Source organism: Pseudomonas sp. S2_C03, from assembly GCF_054668405.1.
The window spans coordinates 2367430-2386997 of record NZ_CP162766.1 but is presented as its reverse complement, the minus strand read 5'-3'; the positions used below and the strand labels follow the sequence as shown (position 1 = coordinate 2386997).

General features: G+C 61.4%; 17 protein-coding genes and 1 pseudogene. 9 read left to right on the top strand and 9 right to left on the bottom strand.

The features are described 5' to 3' along the window. Positions 1 to 734: 734 nt before the first annotated feature. Positions 735 to 1889 (bottom strand): MalY/PatB family protein, encoded by a 1155-nt coding sequence (locus AB4N64_RS10820; RefSeq protein ID WP_460125226.1) that lies wholly within the window; start codon positions 1887 to 1889, stop codon positions 735 to 737. 167 nt (positions 1890 to 2056) lie between these two features. On the opposite strand from AB4N64_RS10820, the gene AB4N64_RS10815 reads away from it, so the two are divergent. Next, positions 2057 to 3148, top strand: coding sequence for an AI-2E family transporter (locus AB4N64_RS10815; protein ID WP_460125223.1), 1092 nt, complete (start codon positions 2057 to 2059; stop codon positions 3146 to 3148). 18 nt (positions 3149 to 3166) lie between these two features. Here AB4N64_RS10815 and AB4N64_RS10810 read toward each other — a convergent pair whose 3' ends face one another. The 6 genes and pseudogenes from AB4N64_RS10810 to AB4N64_RS10785 all read right to left on the bottom strand — a co-directional run bounded on the left by AB4N64_RS10810 (position 3167) and on the right by AB4N64_RS10785 (position 6592). Further along, entirely contained in the window at positions 3167 to 3736 is a 570-nt protein-coding gene (locus AB4N64_RS10810; protein WP_460125220.1) for an NAD(P)-dependent oxidoreductase, read from the bottom strand. A gap of 117 nt (positions 3737 to 3853) precedes the next feature. After that, positions 3854 to 4093, bottom strand: a pseudogene (locus AB4N64_RS10805) (hypothetical protein); the annotation flags it as partial. After that, the gene (locus AB4N64_RS10800) at positions 4030 to 4224 is read right to left on the bottom strand and encodes a hypothetical protein (protein WP_460125217.1); all 195 of its coding nucleotides are present in this window, start codon (positions 4222 to 4224) and stop codon (positions 4030 to 4032) included. The gene AB4N64_RS10800 and the pseudogene AB4N64_RS10805, both read right to left, overlap by 64 nt. 224 nt (positions 4225 to 4448) lie before the next feature. Beyond that, on the bottom strand, positions 4449 to 4868 hold the full coding sequence (locus AB4N64_RS10795) for a phage infection protein (protein ID WP_460126706.1): 420 nt from the start codon (positions 4866 to 4868) through the stop codon (positions 4449 to 4451). Positions 4869 to 5483: 615 nt separating this feature from the next. Then, the gene (locus tag AB4N64_RS10790; RefSeq protein ID WP_460125215.1) at positions 5484 to 5987 is read right to left on the bottom strand and encodes a copper chaperone PCu(A)C; all 504 of its coding nucleotides are present in this window, start codon (positions 5985 to 5987) and stop codon (positions 5484 to 5486) included. After that, the gene (locus AB4N64_RS10785) at positions 5987 to 6592 is read right to left on the bottom strand and encodes an SCO family protein (protein WP_368558313.1); all 606 of its coding nucleotides are present in this window, start codon (positions 6590 to 6592) and stop codon (positions 5987 to 5989) included. Before AB4N64_RS10785 ends, AB4N64_RS10790 begins: the two co-directional genes overlap by 1 nt. A gap of 407 nt (positions 6593 to 6999) precedes the next feature. Between AB4N64_RS10785 and AB4N64_RS10780 the strand changes: the two genes are divergently transcribed. Then, positions 7000 to 8022 carry a methyl-accepting chemotaxis protein gene (locus AB4N64_RS10780; protein WP_460125212.1) on the top strand — a complete coding sequence of 341 codons (1023 nt, stop codon included), beginning with the start codon at positions 7000 to 7002 and terminating at the stop codon, positions 8020 to 8022. A 150-nt stretch (positions 8023 to 8172) separates the two neighbouring features. On the opposite strand, the gene AB4N64_RS10775 is transcribed toward AB4N64_RS10780, so the two are convergent. Beyond that, the gene (locus AB4N64_RS10775) at positions 8173 to 8916 is read right to left on the bottom strand and encodes an SDR family NAD(P)-dependent oxidoreductase (protein WP_460125209.1); all 744 of its coding nucleotides are present in this window, start codon (positions 8914 to 8916) and stop codon (positions 8173 to 8175) included. A gap of 271 nt (positions 8917 to 9187) precedes the next feature. Between AB4N64_RS10775 and AB4N64_RS10770 the strand changes: the two genes are divergently transcribed. The 5 genes from AB4N64_RS10770 to AB4N64_RS10750 all read left to right on the top strand — a co-directional run bounded on the left by AB4N64_RS10770 (position 9188) and on the right by AB4N64_RS10750 (position 14966). Then, entirely contained in the window at positions 9188 to 9880 is a 693-nt protein-coding gene (locus AB4N64_RS10770; RefSeq protein ID WP_460126705.1) for a tRNA (adenine(22)-N(1))-methyltransferase, read from the top strand. A gap of 183 nt (positions 9881 to 10063) precedes the next feature. Beyond that, entirely contained in the window at positions 10064 to 12115 is a 2052-nt protein-coding gene (locus AB4N64_RS10765) for a 2Fe-2S iron-sulfur cluster-binding protein (protein WP_460125206.1), read from the top strand. 229 nt (positions 12116 to 12344) lie between these two features. After that, complete coding sequence (locus AB4N64_RS10760; protein ID WP_460125203.1) at positions 12345 to 12974, top strand: glutathione S-transferase family protein; 630 nt, start codon at positions 12345 to 12347, stop codon at positions 12972 to 12974. A 163-nt stretch (positions 12975 to 13137) separates the two neighbouring features. After that, positions 13138 to 14058: a LysR family transcriptional regulator gene (locus AB4N64_RS10755; protein WP_460125200.1), complete on the top strand. Its 921-nt coding sequence runs from the start codon at positions 13138 to 13140 to the stop codon at positions 14056 to 14058. Next, on the top strand, positions 14058 to 14966 hold the full coding sequence (locus AB4N64_RS10750) for a LysR family transcriptional regulator (protein WP_460125198.1): 909 nt from the start codon (positions 14058 to 14060) through the stop codon (positions 14964 to 14966). Before AB4N64_RS10755 ends, AB4N64_RS10750 begins: the two co-directional genes overlap by 1 nt. Positions 14967 to 15039: 73 nt before the next feature. Here AB4N64_RS10750 and AB4N64_RS10745 read toward each other — a convergent pair whose 3' ends face one another. Beyond that, entirely contained in the window at positions 15040 to 16755 is a 1716-nt protein-coding gene (locus AB4N64_RS10745; RefSeq protein ID WP_460125195.1) for a cation:proton antiporter, read from the bottom strand. Between the two features lie 187 nt (positions 16756 to 16942). Here AB4N64_RS10745 and ppk2 point away from each other — a divergent pair, with 187 nt between their 5' ends. Next, positions 16943 to 17767, top strand: a complete 825-nt coding sequence (ppk2, locus tag AB4N64_RS10740; RefSeq protein WP_460125192.1) for a polyphosphate kinase 2 — start codon at positions 16943 to 16945, stop codon at positions 17765 to 17767. A gap of 4 nt (positions 17768 to 17771) precedes the next feature. Next, complete coding sequence (locus tag AB4N64_RS10735) at positions 17772 to 19559, top strand: SulP family inorganic anion transporter (RefSeq protein ID WP_460125189.1); 1788 nt, start codon at positions 17772 to 17774, stop codon at positions 19557 to 19559. The last annotated feature ends 9 nt before the right edge of the window (positions 19560 to 19568 follow it).

The window sequence follows — 19568 nt, the reverse complement described above, 5'->3', positions numbered from 1 at the left end:
CGCGGCGCTCACCGGCTCATCGCGGGCAAGCCCGCTCCCACAGGGGAGGAGTCATCTGTAGGAGCGAGCTTGCTCGCGATGGAGGTCAGCGATAACGCGGGGCATCTGACACTCCGTGGCGCTCTCCGCCTCATCGCGAACACGGGAGGTGGTCATCTGTAGGAGCGAGCTTGCTCGCGATGGAGGCCAACAATGACGCGGGGCACCTGGCACACCGTGGCGTTCTCCGGCTCATCGCGGGCAAGCCCGCTCCTACAAGGGATGTGGGCATGTGTAGGAGCGAGCTTGCTCGCGATGGAGGCCAACGATAACGCGGGCCACCTGACACTCCACGGCGCTCTCCGGCTCATCGCGGGCAAGCCCGCTCCCACAAGGGATGTGATCATCTGTAGGAGCGAGCATGCTCGCGATGGAGGTCAACGATAACGCTGGGCACCTGACACTCTGCGGCGCTCTCCGGCTCATCGCGGGCAAGCCCGCTCCTACAAGGGATGTGGGCATGTGTAGGAGCGAGCTTGCTCGCGATGGAGGTCAACGATGACACGAGGCACCTGACACTCCGTGGCGTTCTCCGGCTCATCGCGGGCAAGCCCGCTCCTACAGGGGATGTGGGCATGTGTAGGAGCGAGCTTGCTCGCGATGGAGGCCAATGATAACGCGGGGCACCTGACACTCCGTGGCGTTCTCCGGGCATCGCGGGCAAGCCCGCTCCTACAGTGGGATTGAGGGGGCTGTCAGCGCAATCGCTGGATCAGGCTGCGCTCCATCCGCGCAATACCTTCTTCGAGCAACGCACGCGGACAGCCGAAATTCAGGCGGACGAACTGCTGATGGTCGTCGCCGAAGTCCAGGCCCGGGCTCAAGCCGACTCTGGCCTGTTCGAGGAAGAATTGTTGTGGGTTCTCAAGACCCAGTGCCGAGCAATCCAGCCAGGCCAGGTACGTGCTCTGCGGCGCGTTCAGGGTAACGCCCGGCAGGCGAGTGCGAACGGCATTGACCAGGTAATCACGGTTGGCTTGCAGGTATTCGCGCAGTTCGGCGAGCCACGGGCCGCCTTCGCTGTAAGCCACGCGTGTGGCTTCCATACCCAGGGGGTTGACGCTGTCGACCATGCCACAACGGGCGTGGTTGACCCGTTCACGCAGGGTGCAGTCCTGGATGATCATGAACGAAGTTTTCAGGCCGGCAATGTTGTAGGCCTTGCTCGCCGACATCAGGGTTATTGTGCGCCGCGCCACTTCCGGGCTCAGCGAGGCGGTCGGAATGTGTTTGCGCCCGTCGAAGCACAGTTCGGCGTGGATTTCGTCAGAGATGATCCAGGCATCCTGCGCCACGCAGATGTCGGCGACCGCTTGCAGTTCTTCCCGTGGGAACGCCTTGCCCAGCGGATTGTGCGGATTGCTCAGCAACAGGGCGCCGCCCCCGGCAAGCGACTGGCGCAAGGTGGCGAGCGGCGTGCTGTAGGTGCCATCCGCCTGGGCATCGAAACTCAGTTCGACCTTGTTCAACCCCCAATGGGTCGGTGCGTGACGCAGCGGTGGGTAGTTGGGTACCTGTACGACGACGTTCTGTTGCGGTTGAACCAGGGCGTGCAAGGCCATGTTGAACCCGGACTCCACGCCCGGCAGGAAGATCAGTTCCTGCGGCGCGACCCGCCAGGCGTATTTGTTCCAGAGATCTTCGACGATGGCGTTGCGCAAGTCATCCTGGGCCACGCTGTAGCCGAGCAAAGGGTGCTCGAGGCGTTTTTGCAGCGCCTGGACGATCACCGGCGGCGCGGCGAAGTCCATGTCGGCGACCCACATCGGCAACACATCGGCTGGGTAACGACTCCACTTCGTGCTGCCGGTGTGGTGACGGTCGAACACCTGATCAAAATCGAAAGTCATGCTCATCTCATAAAGGGCCGGGGTTAATTCGGCAGACATGATAAGCGCCAATGTTTGCGTGGGCGAGGGCGGTGTAACAGGTGGGGGCCGAGCGGCGCAAACCGGTCCTGACGTCTATGCTGGGCAAACCATCCCGTAGCGTTGTATCGCCCCACCAGGAGAGAGCCATGGAGCCCACGATCTTCAATGAGAAAACGATGACACGCACGTTGCTGGATGTGTTGATCCGGGCCGGGCTGATTGTGGTGCTGGTGCTGTTTTGCTTCGATATCTTCAGCCCGTTCCGCGACCTGATGCTGTGGTCGCTGATCCTGGGAATCACCCTGTATCCGCTGCAAAAGCGTCTGCGTGGGCCTCTGGGGCACAATGATGGGCGAATTGCGACGCTGATCATCGTTGTCGCCATCGTGATCCTGATGGTGCCGATCTACCTGCTGGGCATATCGATTGCCGACTCGGTCACCCGGGCCATCGACGTGGTCAAGGCGGACACCTTTCGCATTCCGCCGCCCGCTGAGTCTGTAGCCAGTTGGCCTCTGATCGGCCGGCAGTTATCCGCCTTGTGGCTGGATGCCTCAACCAACCTGCCTGATCTCGCTGCCAAATACCTGCCGCAAATCAAGGTTGCCAGCCTGACCGTGCTGAGCAAACTCGCGGGTGTCGGCATGGGGTTCCTGGTCTTTATCTTCGCCCTGATCATTGCCGGCATCTTCATGGCCCATGGCGAATCGGGCAGCCGCAGCGCGGTTCAGATCGCTTCGCGAGTCAGTAGCCCGGAGCGCGGCCCGAAAATCGCAGCGCTGTGCACCGCAACCATTCGCGCCGTAGCACTCGGTGTCGTGGGCATCGCGTTTATCCAGATGCTGCTGGTGGGCCTCGGATTTGTTTTCCAGGGCGTCCCCGGAGCAGGTTTGCTGGCGCTGGCGGTGCTGTTGCTGGGCATCATGCAATTGCCGGTGACGCTGATAACCCTGCCGGTGATCGCCTATGTGTTCGCCACCGACGGCGCCAGCACCGGGACCATCGTCTTCGCCATCTATGTGTTCGTCGCCGGGCTGGTGGACAACGTACTCAAGCCCCTGTTACTGGGGCGCGGTGTCGATGTGCCGATGCCGGTGGTACTGATCGGGGCGCTCGGGGGCATGGTGACCAGTGGCATCATCGGGCTGTTCATCGGCCCGGTCGTGCTGGCAGTGGGGTATCAATTGTTCTGGCAGTGGGTGCAGGACGAGCCCAAGGTCGCTCCCCCCGTCATTTGAGGGCAGGGGTTCAGTCCTTCATCGGTAGCTGTATGGCGTTCGACCATTGGCCATCGCGTTCTGCAGGTCATCGGTGGCCAGTTTCATGGCATTGGCACTCGAAGCCTTGTGACCCAGGCGCCAAGTATTACGTGCGATCAAGTCGAACAGCGGTTGCACGCGATCAATCGCCCCCTGCGGCCCACCGACCAACACATTGAGCTGGCCGGCGGCCGCCACATCCGGGCAGCCCATGACTGGAGCCGCGATGTAGTCGATGCCTTGTGCGGTGTGCAGAGTAGCCAGTTCATCGGCAAAGGTTACAGCGATGCTGGACAGGTTGACGTGAATACGCGGTCCCCTGACCTGAGCCAGCAGCCCGGAATCGAGTAACACCGTGCGTAGGGCATGATCGTTTGCGAGCATGCTGAAGACCACGTCGGCGTCGAACGCTTGCGCGGCAGTGATGGCGTCCTTTGCGCCCATCGCGACCATATTCAGCACCGCTTGTGGAGAGCGGTTCCAGACCCATAGGTCATGACCGCCTTTAATCAGGTTAGCGGCAATCTCCTGACCCATGCGGCCCAAACCCAGAAAACCGATTTTCATCAGTTGTGTTCCTTTTCTCACGAATTGTCCGGACGGGCGCTGACACTGTGTGCTGTCCGATTGCGTTAAAACAAAGCCCGGAAACCCGGGCTTGAGGCAGTGCAAAGGGGCTCGCTGTTAGTAACGCTGGTATTTCGAACCGAACTCCGGGCGGTTTTCGGCAACGATCACGTTTTTTTGCACGGAGTTCTGTGCGACCCGCTCACGCAGTTCCTGGAGGCGATCGGCGCCACCCTCGGCCACACGACGTTCGATCAGGCGATCCGAGCCGCCCTCGGCCACACGCCGTTCGATCAAACGATCAGAGCCACCTTCGGCGACGCGTTCACGCAGTTCCTGCAAACGGTCTGCCCCCCTTCGACCAACAGCTGGGTCTGGGTGTACGACGCGACGTTCGCAGTGTTGGCCGAGGCCAGATTCGACAGACCCAGGCCACCCACGAGTGCCAGGCCGATTGCGAGAGAGGAAACTTTCGAGAAATTGATCATGATGATGCTCCGTGCGTTTGATTTGAGTGAGCCGGTAGCTGCTGCTATCCGGTGAACACAGTTAAACGCTCGGGTGTATCGTCGATGTGTGCTTGAACGCTGCGAAGTCGAGGTCTGCGTATCTGTCGGGGGTTCATATACAGACAGATACAAATAGATGAGAAACCGCCACCGTGGGGTGGCGGTTTCAGGGGGAGTGGTGCGTGCCAGGCACCGTCTTGCGGTTACTGTTCGTTGAACTGGTCGGAGTAACTACCTTCATTCATGAGCGCGGACGCCACACGGTCCGAGCCAATACCGTTGCGGGAATACGCGAGACGGGCTGCGCCGACGTGGTCAGCGCCATCGGCAGCGAGCCTGTTGGCACCGACTTTGTCAGCGCCGTCGGCAGCGAGTCTGTTGGCACCGACTTTGTCAGCGCCGTCGGCAGCGAGTCTGTTGGCACCGACTTTGTCAGCGCCGTCGGCAGCGAGTCTGTTGGCACCGACTTTGTCAGCGCCGTCGGCAGCGAGTCTGTTGGCACCGACTTTGTCAGCGCCGTCGGCGGCGAGTCTGTTGGCACCGACTTTGTCAGCGCCGTCGGCGGCGAGTCTGTTGGCACCGACTTTGTCAGCGCCGTCGGCCGCAAGCCTGTTCGCGCCCACTTTGTCAGCGCCATCGGCAGCAAGCCTGTTGGCACCGACTTTGTCAGCGCCGTCAGCGGCGAGTCTGTTGGCCCCGACTTTGTCAGCGCCGTCAGCAGCGAGTTTGTTGGCCCCGACCTTGTCAGCGCCGTCAGCGGCGAGTCTGTTGGCCCCGACTTTGTCAGCGCCGTCAGCAGCGAGTTTGTTGGCGCCGACTTTATCAGCGCCATCCGCCGCCACTGCTCCCGCGCCCACATGATCCGCGCCGTCCGAGGCCAGCGCTCGCGTCTCTGCAGCCCAGGCGCCCGGTATCGTCACCGTAGCCGAGACAACCAAAACCACGCCTGAAAGAAATGTATATTTCATGGTGTTCTCCACGATCCATCAGCCACAAAGCGCTTGAGCACGCCGGTCGTTAGCGACACGGGCTGCTGGCTGGTTACGTTGGCGATAGGCACGGGTACGCCTGACGGTGCACGGGTGCCGACGTGCTGCATGTAAACGAGAAAGAAAACCAGATGAGTATAGGCTGTCAGGCAAAAGGCGGGGGGATTGCGGGCAACTTCCAGATCAAGGGCGTTTCCGGTGTCGATTGAAGAGGCGGGCGCTGTTACTCGCTGCCCGCCTCTGGATGAATCAATGCATCTTGCTGTGATCCATTTTGCTGTGATCCATCATGTTCAGCGCACGTGCCGGGGCGTCAACGTTGATCACTTCCTTTTCACCGTTCGCGTGCTGGACGGTCAGCACCAGCGGCACCTTGTCGCCTTCTTTGACCTGGGCGACCAGGTCCATCAGCATGACATGGTAACTGTCAGTGTTGAACGCCACGGCTTTGCCAGCGGGCAGCTCGACGGACTCGACCTGTTGCATGCTCATCACGTCGTTTTTCATGCTCGATTGATGAATCTGCACGGTTTTCGCCACTGGCGATTGTGCGCTGATCAATTTGCCGTCACTGCTCGCGGTGATCGTCATGAAGGCACCAGTGGAAGGTTGTCCGGCCACCGTCGCGCGAACCCAGGCGTCATCGACCTGGGTCTGGGCGCTGGCGTAACCGGCCAGCCCGAGCATCGACAGGCCCAGCGCCAGGCGTCCCAGGCGTGCGCAAAAGCGCGGTTTAAAGGCGTTCGAGTTCATCAGCAGACCTCCATGACGGTCAGTAAGTCTTCCGTACACTCTTGTGCCGAAAGCGAATGAGACAAGCCGACGCGCAGGTTGCCCCGGGTGTCATAAACGAAGCTGGTCGCGGTATGGGAAATGGTGTACGTGGAACCGCTTGGCACCTTTTCGTAGAACACCTCGAATTCCTTGGCTGTCTTCGCCGTTTCCTCCAGCGTTCCGTGGAGCGCGACAAACGACGGGTCGAAGGTCTTGACGTAGGCGTCGAGCATTTCCGGGGTATCGCGCTCGGGGTCCAGGGTAATGAAGACCACCTGGAGCAAATCACCATCCTTGCCCATCAGCTTCTTGATTTGCGCCGCGCGGGCCAGCGTAGTCGGGCAGACGGCGGGGCATTGGGTGAAACCGAAGAAAATCATCGGCATCATGCCGCGAAAACTGGTCAGCGTCGTGGGATTGCCTTGGGAGTCTTTCAGCTTGAAGGTCCGCCCGAGAATCTTGTCGCTCAGATCCTTGCCGTATTTGTACGACAGGCGGACGCTGTTGTCGCAGCCTGTGAGCAGGCCCAGACCGAGTAAACCGATTCCTGCAACCACCTTGCGGCGGGTCAACAAAACACTCATTTCTACAGCCTTTCTGAATAGCCCAGTCCAGGGGCTCGTAGCGGATGATTGGCGCGGGCACGAGGCGCAACGCTGCGTGCGGGTCAAACCGGGTGAATTCTACCGTTTTTCAACGCGGGCAATCGCTTGCGACAAGCCGTCACAGACCGGTTGATCACCCTGAAAACGGGTGTTGCGCGGTGTTTGTGCGGCGTACTGTCGCAGGTCTTTTTCGCCTGTTGCACATCCGTCCCAAAAACCTGCCTGGATGGCCTCGTGGGCCCTTGCCTGAATCGAATCAGCTGATCTAGAGTCAGCACATAATTTCAGAGTGCCACCACCGATGAGTGGCGCCGTAAGAAAACAACAACATTGCTTCGATTCAATAAGGCTGCCGCCGACTAACAACTCTTTGAAGCACAAAGCAAATGATCGAACCAGAACGAATTGTCACGCTGTCGCGGGAAGTCGAGGCGCTGGCAAACCGTGGCATCAGCGATATCCAGATGATCACCCGACAGACCCGCTTGCTTGCCATCAATGCGTTGATCGAAGCCGCACACGCCGGCAAGGCCGGGCAGGGCTTCGCGGTGGTGGCAGAGGAGGTCAAGGTCATCTCCGAACGCATTTCGAAAATCGCCGGCACCATGACCGAAAACCTGCAAGCGTCCGTCAACGAGTTGACCGCGCTGGGCGAAGGCATGTGCTTTGACGTACGTGGGCAGCGGCTGGCGGACTTGTCGCTGAACATGATCGAGATCATGGATCGCAACCTCTATGAGCGAACCTGCGATGTTCGCTGGTGGGCCACTGATGCCTCACTGGTCGATGCCCTCAAGTCGGCTGACGAGCAAAACCGTGCCTACGCTTGTGAGCGACTGGGCATCATCCTCGACAGTTACACGGTTTATCTGGACATCTGGCTCGCGGACACTCGAGGGCGTGTCATCGCTACCGGACGTTCTTCGGTTTATGACAAGGCAATGGGGGCCAACGTCAGCGAAGCACCCTGGTTCAAAATGGCGCTGAAGCACAGTCGCAGTGATCAATATGATGCGGGCAATGTCTGTGTCGAGCCGCTGCTCAACGGCGCCCAGACGTGCGCCTTCAGCGCGGCCGTGCGCCATCAGGGCTCGGTGACCGGCGTGATCGGCATTTTTTTCGATTGGGAAAACCAGGCCAGGTCGATCATCAACGGCGTGCGCCTGACCGACGAAGAACGCTCGCGCAGTTGTGTGATGCTGGTCGATGCCGGCAACAATGTCCTGGCCAGTTCCAACCCGCAGGCTGCGCTGGGCCAACGCATTGCGCTGATGACCAGGGTAGGCCAAACCAGCGGGTACAGTGTCCAGCTCAACAACAGTTTGCAGGGTTATTCGCTCACACCCGGCTTCGAAACCTATCCGGGCATGGGCTGGTATGGCGTCATCGAGCAGCAATTGCCCGAATAGTCCTGTGGGCGCGAGGGTACACATATCCCTGTAGGAGCGGGCTTGCCCGCGATGGTCGTCAACGATGACGCGGGGTTGTCTGATACCCAGTGGTGTCTGGGCCACCATCGTCGGAACGCCGCACGGAGCAAGCTCACTCCTACAGGAAGATCAGCGCACGGTGTAGCCTTTGTCCACCACCCAGTCCTGGCCATACACGCTTCGGGCGCCGTTGCTCAGTTGGAACAGGATGACATCGGCCACGGACCCCGCTTCCAGGAATTCGCCACCCAGCAGGCGCTTGTTGACCTGGGTGGCTACGTTGGCCAGGTCGTGGTGAGCCAGGCCCAGTGTTGACCAGATCGGCGTCGCGGTAGGGCCAGGGGAAACCATATTGATGCGGATCCCCTGGGGCGCCAGCTCTACAGCCAGTGTCCGAGCATGAGCCTGCAGGGCTGCCTTGGAGGCGATGTAGGCGGCCAGTCCCGGGAATGTAATGCCGGTGAGAAACGTGGTGATGAAGACCACCGACGCCGGGCTGGCCAGGTGTCCGCGAAGGTGGCTCAGGGTGTTCAACGCCCCGGCGCCATTGACCGCCCATTGGCGATCGAAGGCTTGCAGGTCCAGGCAGTCCGCCAGTTCGGCGATACCGGCATTTGGTACCAGGTAATGGACCGGACCCTGGCGCGACGCGTGCTGCGCCAATTGCTCGAGGTCTTCTGCCTTGGTCACGTCGCCAGATACCCAGGTCAGTTGCCCGGCAAAGTGGCGAGCCAGTTCTTCCAACCCTCCCATTTTCCGTGACATGGCCAGCACTCGCGCACCTTGGGCCAGAAGACGAGCCGTCACGGCCAGGCCTATGCCGGAACTGGCACCGGTGACGACAGCCAGGCGTCCTTCGAAATCATTACTCATCGCTGTTTATCCTGAATGAACTTGAATGGGTTTGCGTCCATACCCGGTAATTCAAAATGTGGGCCAGTTGTCAGATACCCGTAATACGGGGGTTCCAGTGCGCATGAGGTCTTTATGACTGCAAGAATCGGCGGTGATAAAGACCCTGTGCAGTCATTAAGACGCGCCTTCGCGGGTGAGCATGACAGTTGAAATGCACAGCGATGCCCGACAAAATCGCGCCCCGGTCTGGCCGAGCGGGCCAGCCATTCAAAAGCAAAGAGAGATGCCGTTGAACCAACAGACCTTGTCCAGGCGCCTTGAACGGGTGGCGGCCCATGTGCCCGCCGATGCGCGCCTGGCCGATATCGGTTCGGATCACGCTTACTTGCCGGTGGCGCTGCTGCACCGTGGCGCCATTACGGCCGCGGTGGCTGGCGAGGTGGCCTTGACACCATTTCGCGCGGCCGAACGCACGGTCCGCGAAAACGATCTGGAACAGTCCATCAGCGTGCGCCTGGCCAATGGCCTGGCGGCGATCCAACCCGCTGACGCCATCACTGCCATCAGCCTGTGCGGCATGGGCGGTGAAACCATCCGCGACATCCTCGACAGCGGCAAGGCCTGCCTGAGCGGCCACGAGCGCCTCATCCTGCAACCCAACGGCGGCGAACAACCCTTGCGTCAGTGGCTGATGAGCAACGGTTACCGCATCCTGTTGGAGGAGGTGCTGCGCGAAAATCGCTTCGATTACGAAATCATCGTGGCCGAGCGCGGCGACCCGGTGCATTACAGCGCCGAGCAACTGTACTTCGGCCCGGTGCAGATGCAGGTCCGCAGCCCGGCGTTCCTTGCCAAGTGGCAACGTCTGCTGCTAGAGCGGCAGCGAACCCTGGCCAGTTTCTCCCGGGCGCGCAATGTGCCCGAGCAGAAGGTGCAGGACATCGCCCGACAAGTCCGTTGGATTAGCGAGCTGCTGGCCTGAGTGTCGCCGCCGCTCCACCGACTGCCTGGCACCATTTCATCTGGTGAAATAGTGGATTGCATTCTGTGCGCATTCCGCCGGCAATGCTTGAAGCGGAAGATGAGCGCTCACGACGAGCCCTGCTTTAATAGGTAGCTCAGAGCCCTGATCGAAGCCGCTGACGCCAGCGCGAGGAGACCCCCGATGGATGACGTCTCGAAAGCCCCATCTTCCCCCTGGCATGAGGGTGAGCTGACCTTGCAGCGCGCCGTCGGCGCCATCGACATGATGGTGGGCGTTGGCCAGCGGCAACTGGCGCGTACGTGGATGCCGGATCAACATCGTGATTTCTACGCGCAACTGCCTTTCGTAGTGCTGGGCGCCGTGGACCGACAGGGTGACGTCTGGGCGACCATGCGCACAGGCCAGCCGGGTTTCATGAATTCCCCGACACCTCCCATCCTGACCATCAACTTGCAACCGCAGCCCAACGACCCGGCGCAGGAAGGCATGCAGGTGGGCGATGCCATCGGCATGCTCGGCATCGAGTTGCACACTCGCCGGCGCAACCGCATGAACGGCAACATTTTGCGTGAGCTGGGCGAGGGCATCGAGATCGGCGTCACCCAGGCGTACGGTAATTGCCCGCGTTACATCAACCTGCGCCAGTATGCCTTTGTCGACGAGGTCAAGGACACGGTGGTCGAGGTGTCTGTAGCCGACCCGCAGGTACGCCGCATGATCACTGGCGCGGATTCCTTTTATGTCGCCACCTACGTAGAGCGTGATGGCCAGCATCAGGTCGATGCCTCCCATCGCGGCGGCAAGCCGGGCTTTGTACGAATGGAAGAGGATGGCACGCTGACCATTCCGGATTTCAACGGCAACCTCTTTTTCAACACGTTGGGCAACATTCTGCTCAATCCTCGTGCCGGGCTGCTGTTCGTCGACTTCCAGAGCGGCGACCTGCTTCAAATGAGCGGTACAGCGCAAGTGCTGCTGGATGATCCCGAGATTGCCGCGTTCCAGGGGGCTGAGCGCCTGTGGCGGTTCAAGCCGCAACGCATTGTCTACCGTCAGGCTGCGATCCCGTTGCGCTGGGTGGAGGAAGACGAGGGGGAGTCACCCAACTCCCTGATGACCGGCAGTTGGGAGCAGGTTGCCGAGCGTTTGCAGGCCGACGCGTTGCGCAACCACTGGCGGCCCCTGCGCGTTGCGCACATCGTCGACGAGAGCCCAAGCATTCGCTCGTTCTACCTGGAGCCCAACGATGGCCTGGGTTTGCCCGGGTTTGCGCCGGGGCAACACTTGCCCATCCGCATTGCACTGGAAGGGCAGCAGGCGCCCTCGATTCGCACCTACAGCGTGTCCAGCGCCTCCTCGGATGAATTCCTGCGCATCAGCGTCAAGCGCGACGGCCTGATCTCCTCGCATCTGCATGATCGCGTTCAGGTCGGCGACTGGATCGAGGCGCGTGCGCCCCAAGGGCATTTCACCGTCCAGGCTGCAGAACGCCGGCCATTGGTACTGCTGGCGGCGGGTGTCGGCATCACGCCACTGTTGTCGATGCTGCGCGAAGTGGTTTACCAGGGCAAACGGATGGGCCGCATGCGCCGGACCTGGCTGGTGCAGAGCAGCCGGACCGTGAGTGACCTGGCGTTTCGTGAAGAGATCGACGCACTGGTGGAGCAGGCCGCGGACGGGGTCGAGGTGGTGCGGGTCGTCAGCCAACCGCCCATCGACGGTGATGGCGAGGACTATGACGTGGCGGGCAGGATCGATGTCGAACTGCTCAAGGCCTTGTTGCCCCTCGATGACTATGACTTCTACCTGTGCGGCCCGGGCAGTTTTACCCAGGCGCTGTACGACGGCCTGCGCAAATTGCGTATTCAGGACGATCGCATCCACGCGGAAACCTTTGGACCGTCGACGCTCAAGCGCGATGTGCAAATCAGCGTGCCGGCGCCGCCGCAGGTGCCCATGGCCACCGAGTCGGTGAGAGTGCTGTTTTCCACCTCCGGCAAGGAAGCGCGTTGGGAGCCGGGCACCGGCACGCTGCTGGAACTGGCCGAAGCCCGTGGCCTCAACCCGGATTTCAGTTGCCGCGGAGGCTCGTGCGGCACCTGCAAAACCAAACTGAGCGGCGGCCAGGTGCATTACCTCAACACCCCGGACCTGGGCCTGGCGGCGGATGAAGTGCTGATCTGCTGCTCGGTCCCGGCAGAGGGCAGCGAAACCCTGATCCTGGATATCTAGCCCCCTGTAGGAGCGAGCTTGCTCGCGAGGCGTTGTGTCAGGCGACTGCAGGTGCGTCAGGATCATCGCATCGCGAGCAAGCTCGCTCCTACAGGGCCTGGATCATTCCAGAAAATGAAATGCTGGATTGCGAAAGCTGGGGATTCCGCTGTTTGTGCCAGCAGTAGAGGATGACGCCATCGCCACGATCACCGTGCCGAGCCCTCAGAATGCCAACAAGGAGTACGTCATGTCCCAGAAAGCGATCATGCTTTACCGTCATCCGTTGTCCGGTCACTCTCACCGCGTTGAATTGGCGCTGTCCCTGCTGGGTGTGCCCACCGAACTGGTATTTGTGGACCTGATGAAGGGCGAGCACAAGACTCCGGAGTTTCTCGCGCTCAACCGCTTTGGCCAGGTGCCGGTGATCGACGACAACGGCGTAGTGCTGGCGGACTCGAACGCCATTCTGGTCTACCTTGCCGAAAAATATGACAAGGGCCACTGGTTGCCAAACGACCCGCTGGCCAAAGCCAACATCCAGCGCTGGTTGTCCGTGGCCGCAGGCCAGGTCAATTCGGGCCCGGCCGCTGCGCGGTTGATTACCGTGTTCGGCGCAGGCTACAACGCCGAAGACGTGATCAATCGCTCCCACGGCCTGCTCAAGGTGATGGAAGAGGAACTGGGCGAACGTAAATTCCTGGCCGGTGAAACACCGACCATCGCCGACGTGGCCGTCTACACCTATGTGGCCCACGCGCCCGAGGGCAACGTCTCGCTGGACGATTACCCGAACGTCCGTGCCTGGCTGGCCCGCATTGAGGCGCTGCCGCGCTTTGTCGGCATGCAACGTACCGCTGTGGGCCTGCAACAGGCTTGATACAGATAGTGGGGCCTGCCGGGAGGGTGTCTCGGCAGGCTCCAACCCCGTTCGAGTGCAACCGATTCATCCCCTCATCGTGCGAAAGTCGCCGCAACCGACAATACTGGCGATTGCCCTGCCTGCGCGTGCGACAACGACCTCAACCACAATCGGGTAACCCATGGATCGCTTTCAGGAAATGCAGATTTTTATGGCCGTTGCAGAGGAAGAGGGATTCGCTGCCGCAGCCCGCACGCTGCGCATTTCTCCTCCGAGCGTGACCCGCGCCATTGCGGCAATGGAAGAACGGATCGGCACTCAGTTGCTGTCCCGTACCACGCGCAGCCTGCACCTGACCGAGGCCGGGCAACGTTATCTCGAGGACTGTCGACGTATCCTGGGCGAACTCGACGAAGCCGAGGAGGCTGCCGCCGGTAGCTATTCGGTGCCCTGCGGCCTGCTGACCGTGACGGCTTCGGTCCTGTTTGGCGAGTTGTACATCGCGCCGCTGATGGCGGACTACCTGGATCAGTTTCCCTCCGTCCACCTCAATGCGATGTTCGTCGACCGAGTGGTCAACATGGCAGACGAAGGCATCGACGTGGCGATCCGCATCGGCCACCTGCGCGAGAGCAACCTGCACGCGGTCAAGGTGGGGGAAGTGCGCCAGGTCATCTGCGCCGCTCCCGCCTATTTCAAGCGTTATGGTCGACCGCAGCACCCTGAAGACTTGAGCACTGCCAATATCGTGATGTCATCGGCCAGTCATCTGCTCAGCGACTGGGTGTTCAATCACGGCTCCACCCCCCTGAGCTTTCGTTTCAACCCGCGCCTGGTGGTCACGGCCAATCAGGCGGCGATCAATATCGCCTGTCAGGGCTGGGGGCTTACACGGGTGCTGTCCTATCAGGTCGCCAGCCGTGTCGGCGCCGGTGAGCTGGACATCGTCCTCCAGGACTTCGAGCCTCCCGCATTGCCCATTCACGTGGTGTACCAGAAAACCAACCGGATACCGGCGAAAGTGCGCACCTTTGTCGACTTCCTGGTTGAGCGTCTGAAGCGCGACGAAGCGCTATTGCCGACAGCCAAAGGCATGACGTGATGGACCGCTATCACGAGATGCTGATGTTCACGGCGCTCTCGGAGCGCCCCAGCCTTGCGTCGGCAGCACGCCGACTCAACGTGTCGGGGCCGACCGTCATGCGCGCGGTCGCCCGGTTGGAAGCTCGCCTGGGTGTCACATTGTTGAAGCGAAGTACCCGGGGCATCACGTTGACCGACGCCGGTGCGGCGTTCATGGTCGATGCATCGCGCATCCTCAAGGCGGTTGATGAGGCCGAGGCATCTGCCAAGGGCCTTCACGTTCAGGCGCAAGGCAACCTCAATGTGTTGCTGCCGCTGCTGTTCAGCCGTTATGTGATGACGCCGGTACTGACCGGCTACATGGACCAGTATCCCGAGGTCGGTATTTTCGCGCGGTATCAGGATCACGCTGCCAACTTGTACGAAGACGGCGTGGACGTGGCGGTGCTGGTGGGGCACCTGCCCAACTCATCACTGATCGCGCGCCCCGTTGGCCATGTCCGCTCGATCGTCTGCGCAAGCCCCGACTACCTGGCGCTCCATGGCGAGCCCGATGTTCCCCAGGACCTGCACAAACATCGGCTGATCGCCACCCAACCCCATCAGCACAGCGTCCAGTGGCCCTTTCAGGATCAGGGGGAGTCCATCGTCGTCAAGGCGCGCACGCGACTCAGTTGTGCCACGTTGCAGGCCGCCATCGATGCCGCCGCCAATGGCGCCGGTGTCACTCGATGCCTGAGTTACCCGTTGTACGATTATCTGCGCACGGGGCGATTGCGCAGGGTGCTGCACGCCTACGACCCGCCTTCGACGCCAGTGCATGTGGTCTATCGGGAAAGGCGCAACGCTTCGATGCGCGTGCGCAGTTTCGTCAGTTATGTGGTTGATCGACTGCGTGAGCATCCCGCGATGCGGGCGGACGCATGACTCCAGAACAATCCCGGAGGTTGCTGAGTCCCCTTGCTGCCATCAACATAAGCGCCTTGGGGTAACCCGACTTTCAACGAAACTCCTGATCCGCCTCGCCCGTGTAACACCCCTGCAACAGCTGATAGCGGTCACGGCGGATGTGCTCGACTCGTTCCTGGACCTGTTGTTCGGGGAAACCCAGCAGCACCAGGGCGTGGGAGGCGAGCATCAGGCTGGATTCCATCAATTCGGGCACCACTTCGCTGGCCCCGGCCGCCTTGAGCTCGGGTGCACGCTGGTCATCCTGGGTGCGCACCAGAATCGGCACGCTCGTGTTTAGACTGCGGGCTGCCTGCAGGATCTTAAGCGCGGTGTCGGTATTGTCGACTGCAATCACAAGGAGGCTGGCGCGTTCTACGCCGACCGCAGTCAGCAGTTCGCCTCGTTGCGAGTCACCGTAATGCACGGCGTTGCCTGTGGCCTCAGCGTCTCGCACCGCTTGGGGATCGGTATCGAGGGCGACACAGGATTGGCCGGCGTTGCGCAGGAACCGGCCGATGGCCTGACCCACTCGACCGTATCCGCAAATCACCACATGGCTGTTCTCCTGGGCGTTGCGTGCGCTGATTTCCTCGAGTTGCGCCTCGTGGTTGGGCTTGCGGTGCAGGCGGGCCGCAATGCGCGGGGCCAGGCGCAGCAGCGAAGGAGTGAGCAGCATCGAACAAAACGTCGCGGCGAGCAGCAACCCGCCCAGCTCGGCGGGCAGCAGGTCGTTCTGTTGCATCTGCGTCATCAGGGCAAAACAGAATTCACCGCCCTGGGCCAGTGCCAGGCCGCTACGCCAGGCAGTTTCAGTGTCCTGCCCGCGCACCTTGACCAACAGCGCGACCACGCAACCCTTGATCAGCAGCAGGCCCAGCGTGAGGGCCAGAATCAGCAAGCCATGGCTGGCAAACAGGCGCAGGTCGATCAGCATGCCGATGCTGACGAAAAATACCCCCAACAGGATGTCCTTGAAGGGGCGGATGTCGGCCTCGATCTGATGCCGATAGTGGCTTTCACCAAGCAACATGCCCGCGAGGAAGGCGCCCAGTGCCGGCGACAGCCCGATCAGGTGGGTCAGCCCCGCCGCGAGCAGCACGATCACCAGGGCCAGCAGCACAAACAGTTCGGAAGAGCGCGAGGCCGCCACTTCATGAAACAGATGCGGCAACACCCAGCGACTGGCCAGGGACAGCCCGGCGAACAGCAACAGGGTCTTGCCCAGCGTGATCGGCAGCGCCCAGTACCAGGCCTGGTCACTGGCACCGGACAGCACTGGCACCAGGGTCAACAGGATCACCGCCACGACGTCCTGGAACAGCAGCACGCCGATCGCATTTTGCCCATGGCTGCTGAACACTTCGCCGAGGCTGCCCAATTCCTTGACCACGATCGCCGTGGAGGACAGCGCCAGCCCGGCGCCGAGCATGAGTGCAGCCGCCGTCGGCAACCCGGCCAGCATCAGCAACCCGCCAGCAACGGCCCCGGTGAGCAAGATCTGCAAGCTGCCCAGGCCAAACACCACGCGACGCAACTCGATCATTTTCGACAGGGAAAACTCCAGGCCCAGGGAGAACAGCAGGAACACCACCCCCAACTCCGCGACCAGCGCCAGCACCGCACTGTCGTTGACCCAGTCGAAGGCCGTGGGGCCAACCATCAGGCCAACGCAGAGGTAGCCCAGCACCGGCGGCAGGTGCAGCCGGTGGAAAAGGGCAATGATCACCAGCGAGGCGGAAAAAAGAATCAAAAGGCTGACTAACATGGTCGCTCCGTGACGGCGCTGTGCACTGCTGGAAAATTGTAGCTGGCGGACGGCAATGCGCCGGGTTGTGATGCAAAGATGTCCCGCGTCATGGCGCCTGAACTGTTTGGATCTACACTGGATTTCGAGGATGAAACCGGGGCGTTTTCAACGCTCAGCCGCTACGTCAATTTCATGAGGCTCGGTCATGGCAAAAGCAAAGAAGAAGAGCGCCCCCAAAGCCGATTCAGCCGACAGCCCAAAGCTGAAAAACAAGGACTATCTGGATGAGCTGCGTCACCTGCATGTCGAGCTGGTCAAGTTGCAGGAATGGGTGAAGCAGGAAGGCATCAAGATTTGTGTGATCTTTGAGGGGCGCGACGGCGCAGGCAAAGGCGGGACTATCAAGGCCATCACCGAGCGCGTCAGCCCGCGGGTGTTTCGGGTGCTTGCATTGCCCGCGCCCACCGACCGGGAAAAGAGCCAGATGTATCTACAGCGCTATCTGCCGCATCTTCCAGCGGCCGGTGAAATCGTCATCTTCGACCGCAGTTGGTACAACCGAGCCGGGGTCGAGCGGGTCATGGGTTTTTGCACCGAAGAGCAGGTCGAAAAGTTTCTCAAGTCCGTGCCGCAGGTGGAGCGGGCCATCGTCGATTCCGGCGTGATCCTGCTCAAATACTGGCTGGATGTGAGTCCGCAGGAGCAGACGCGACGGCTTGAAGGGCGCATCGAGGACGGCCGCAAAATCTGGAAGCTGTCACCGATGGACCTCAAGTCCTACAGCCGCTGGTACGACTATTCCCGGGCGCGCGACGAAATGTTCAAGGCCACCGACACCGAGTACGCGCCCTGGCTCGTGGCCAATTCCAATGATAAACGGCGTACGCGCCTGAACATCATTGCCGACCTGCTCAGCCGTATTCCCTACAAGGAAGTGCCGCGCGAGAAGGTCAAGCTGCCGAAGCGGCAAAAGCCCGGTGGCTACAAAGACCCGGATTATCCGTACCGGCATATTCCGCAGAAGTTCTAGGCACATGAGTGATTCCAATACGCCGCCGCCCGTGGCCGAGCCCGGCCGCATAGCCCGTAACAACACGGCGGAACAAAGCGGTTGGCAGCGTTGGTTGCCGGGCTTGCAGACGTTACGTCGTTATCAACTGGCGTGGTTGCCCAACGACATTGTCGCCGGCCTGGTGCTCACCACCATGCTGGTGCCGGTGGGCATTGCCTACGCGGTGGCGTCCGGTGTGCCAGGCATTTACGGCCTGTATGCGACCATCGTGCCGCTGTTGGCGTATGCCTTGTTCGGTCCGAGCCGCATTCTGGTGCTCGGCCCGGACTCGTCATTGGCAGCGGTGATACTCGCGGTGATCCTGCCGTTGTCCGGCGGCGACCCGCAGCGTGCGATTGCGCTGGCGGCGGCAATGGCCATTGTTTCCGGGACGGTGTGCATCCTTGCGGGCCTCGCCAAACTCGGCTTCGTCACCGAGTTGCTGTCCAAACCCATTCGCTACGGTTACATGAACGGCATAGCCTTGACTGTGCTGATCAGCCAGTTGCCCAAGTTGTTTGGCTTCTCCATAGAGAGCGACGGGCCGTTGCGCAACCTGTGGGCCATTGGTTCCGGGGTGCTTGGCGGCAGAGCCAACTGGGCGACATTCCTGATCGGCGCCGCCACCCTGGTGGTGATCCTGATGCTGAAGAACCACAAGCGTGTGCCTGGCATCCTGATCGCCGTGGCGGCCGCGACGATTGTCGTCGGTGTGTGGGACCTGGCGTCCCACGGTGTCGCGGTTCTCGGTTCGCTGCCCCAGGGCTTGCCCGCGTTCGCCATTCCGTGGATTACCCGGGACGATATCGTCCCGGTGCTGATTGGTGGTTGCGCCGTGGCGCTGGTGTCGTTCGCCGACACCAGCGTGCTGTCGCGGGTGTACGCGGCGCGGACCCGGACGTCGGTCGATCCGAATCAGGAGATGGTCGGGCTGGGCGTGGCCAATCTGGCCGGAGGCTTGTTCCAGGGTTTCCCCATTAGCAGCAGCTCGTCCCGTACCCCGGTGGCCGAAGCGGCGGGGGCGAAGACCCAGTTGACCGGGGTGGTCGGCGCGCTGGCCGTGGCGGTGTTGTTGATGGTGGCGCCGAACCTGCTCAAGGACCTGCCCACCAGCGCCCTGGCCGCCGTGGTGATTGCCTCGGCCATCGGCCTGATCGAAGTCAGCGACCTGCGCCGCATTTATCGCATCCAACGCTGGGAATTCTGGCTGTCGATCGTTTGTACGGTCGGTGTGGCCGTGTTCGGGGCCATCGAGGGCATCGGCATCGCCATCGTGATTGCCGTGATCGAATTCCTCTGGGACGGCTGGCGTCCGTATTCGGCGGTCCTGGGACGTGCCGAAGGCGTGCAGGGCTATCACGACATCCAGCGCTACCCACAGGCGCAAAGGGTGCCCGGGCTGGTGTTGTTTCGCTGGGATGCGCCGTTGTTTTTCGCCAATGCCGAATTATTCCATGACCGCGTACTGGATGCCGTGGCGACTTCGCCGACACCGGTGCGCTGGTTGGTGGTGGTGGCTGAACCGGTCACCAGCGTCGACGTGACGTCCGCCGACATGCTCGCCGAACTGGACGAAACCTTGCACGCTGCCGGTATCGAATTGTGCGTGGCGGGGATGAAAGATCCGGTCAAGGACAAGCTCAAGCGCTTCGGTTTGTTTGCTCGAATTGGCGAGTCGGCATTCTTTGCCACCATCGGCGCGGCGGTCAGCAGCTATCTTGCGCGGTATCCAGAGCAGTGGGGCACCGAGGAGCACGATGATTTCGATTAGCCGTCGCTC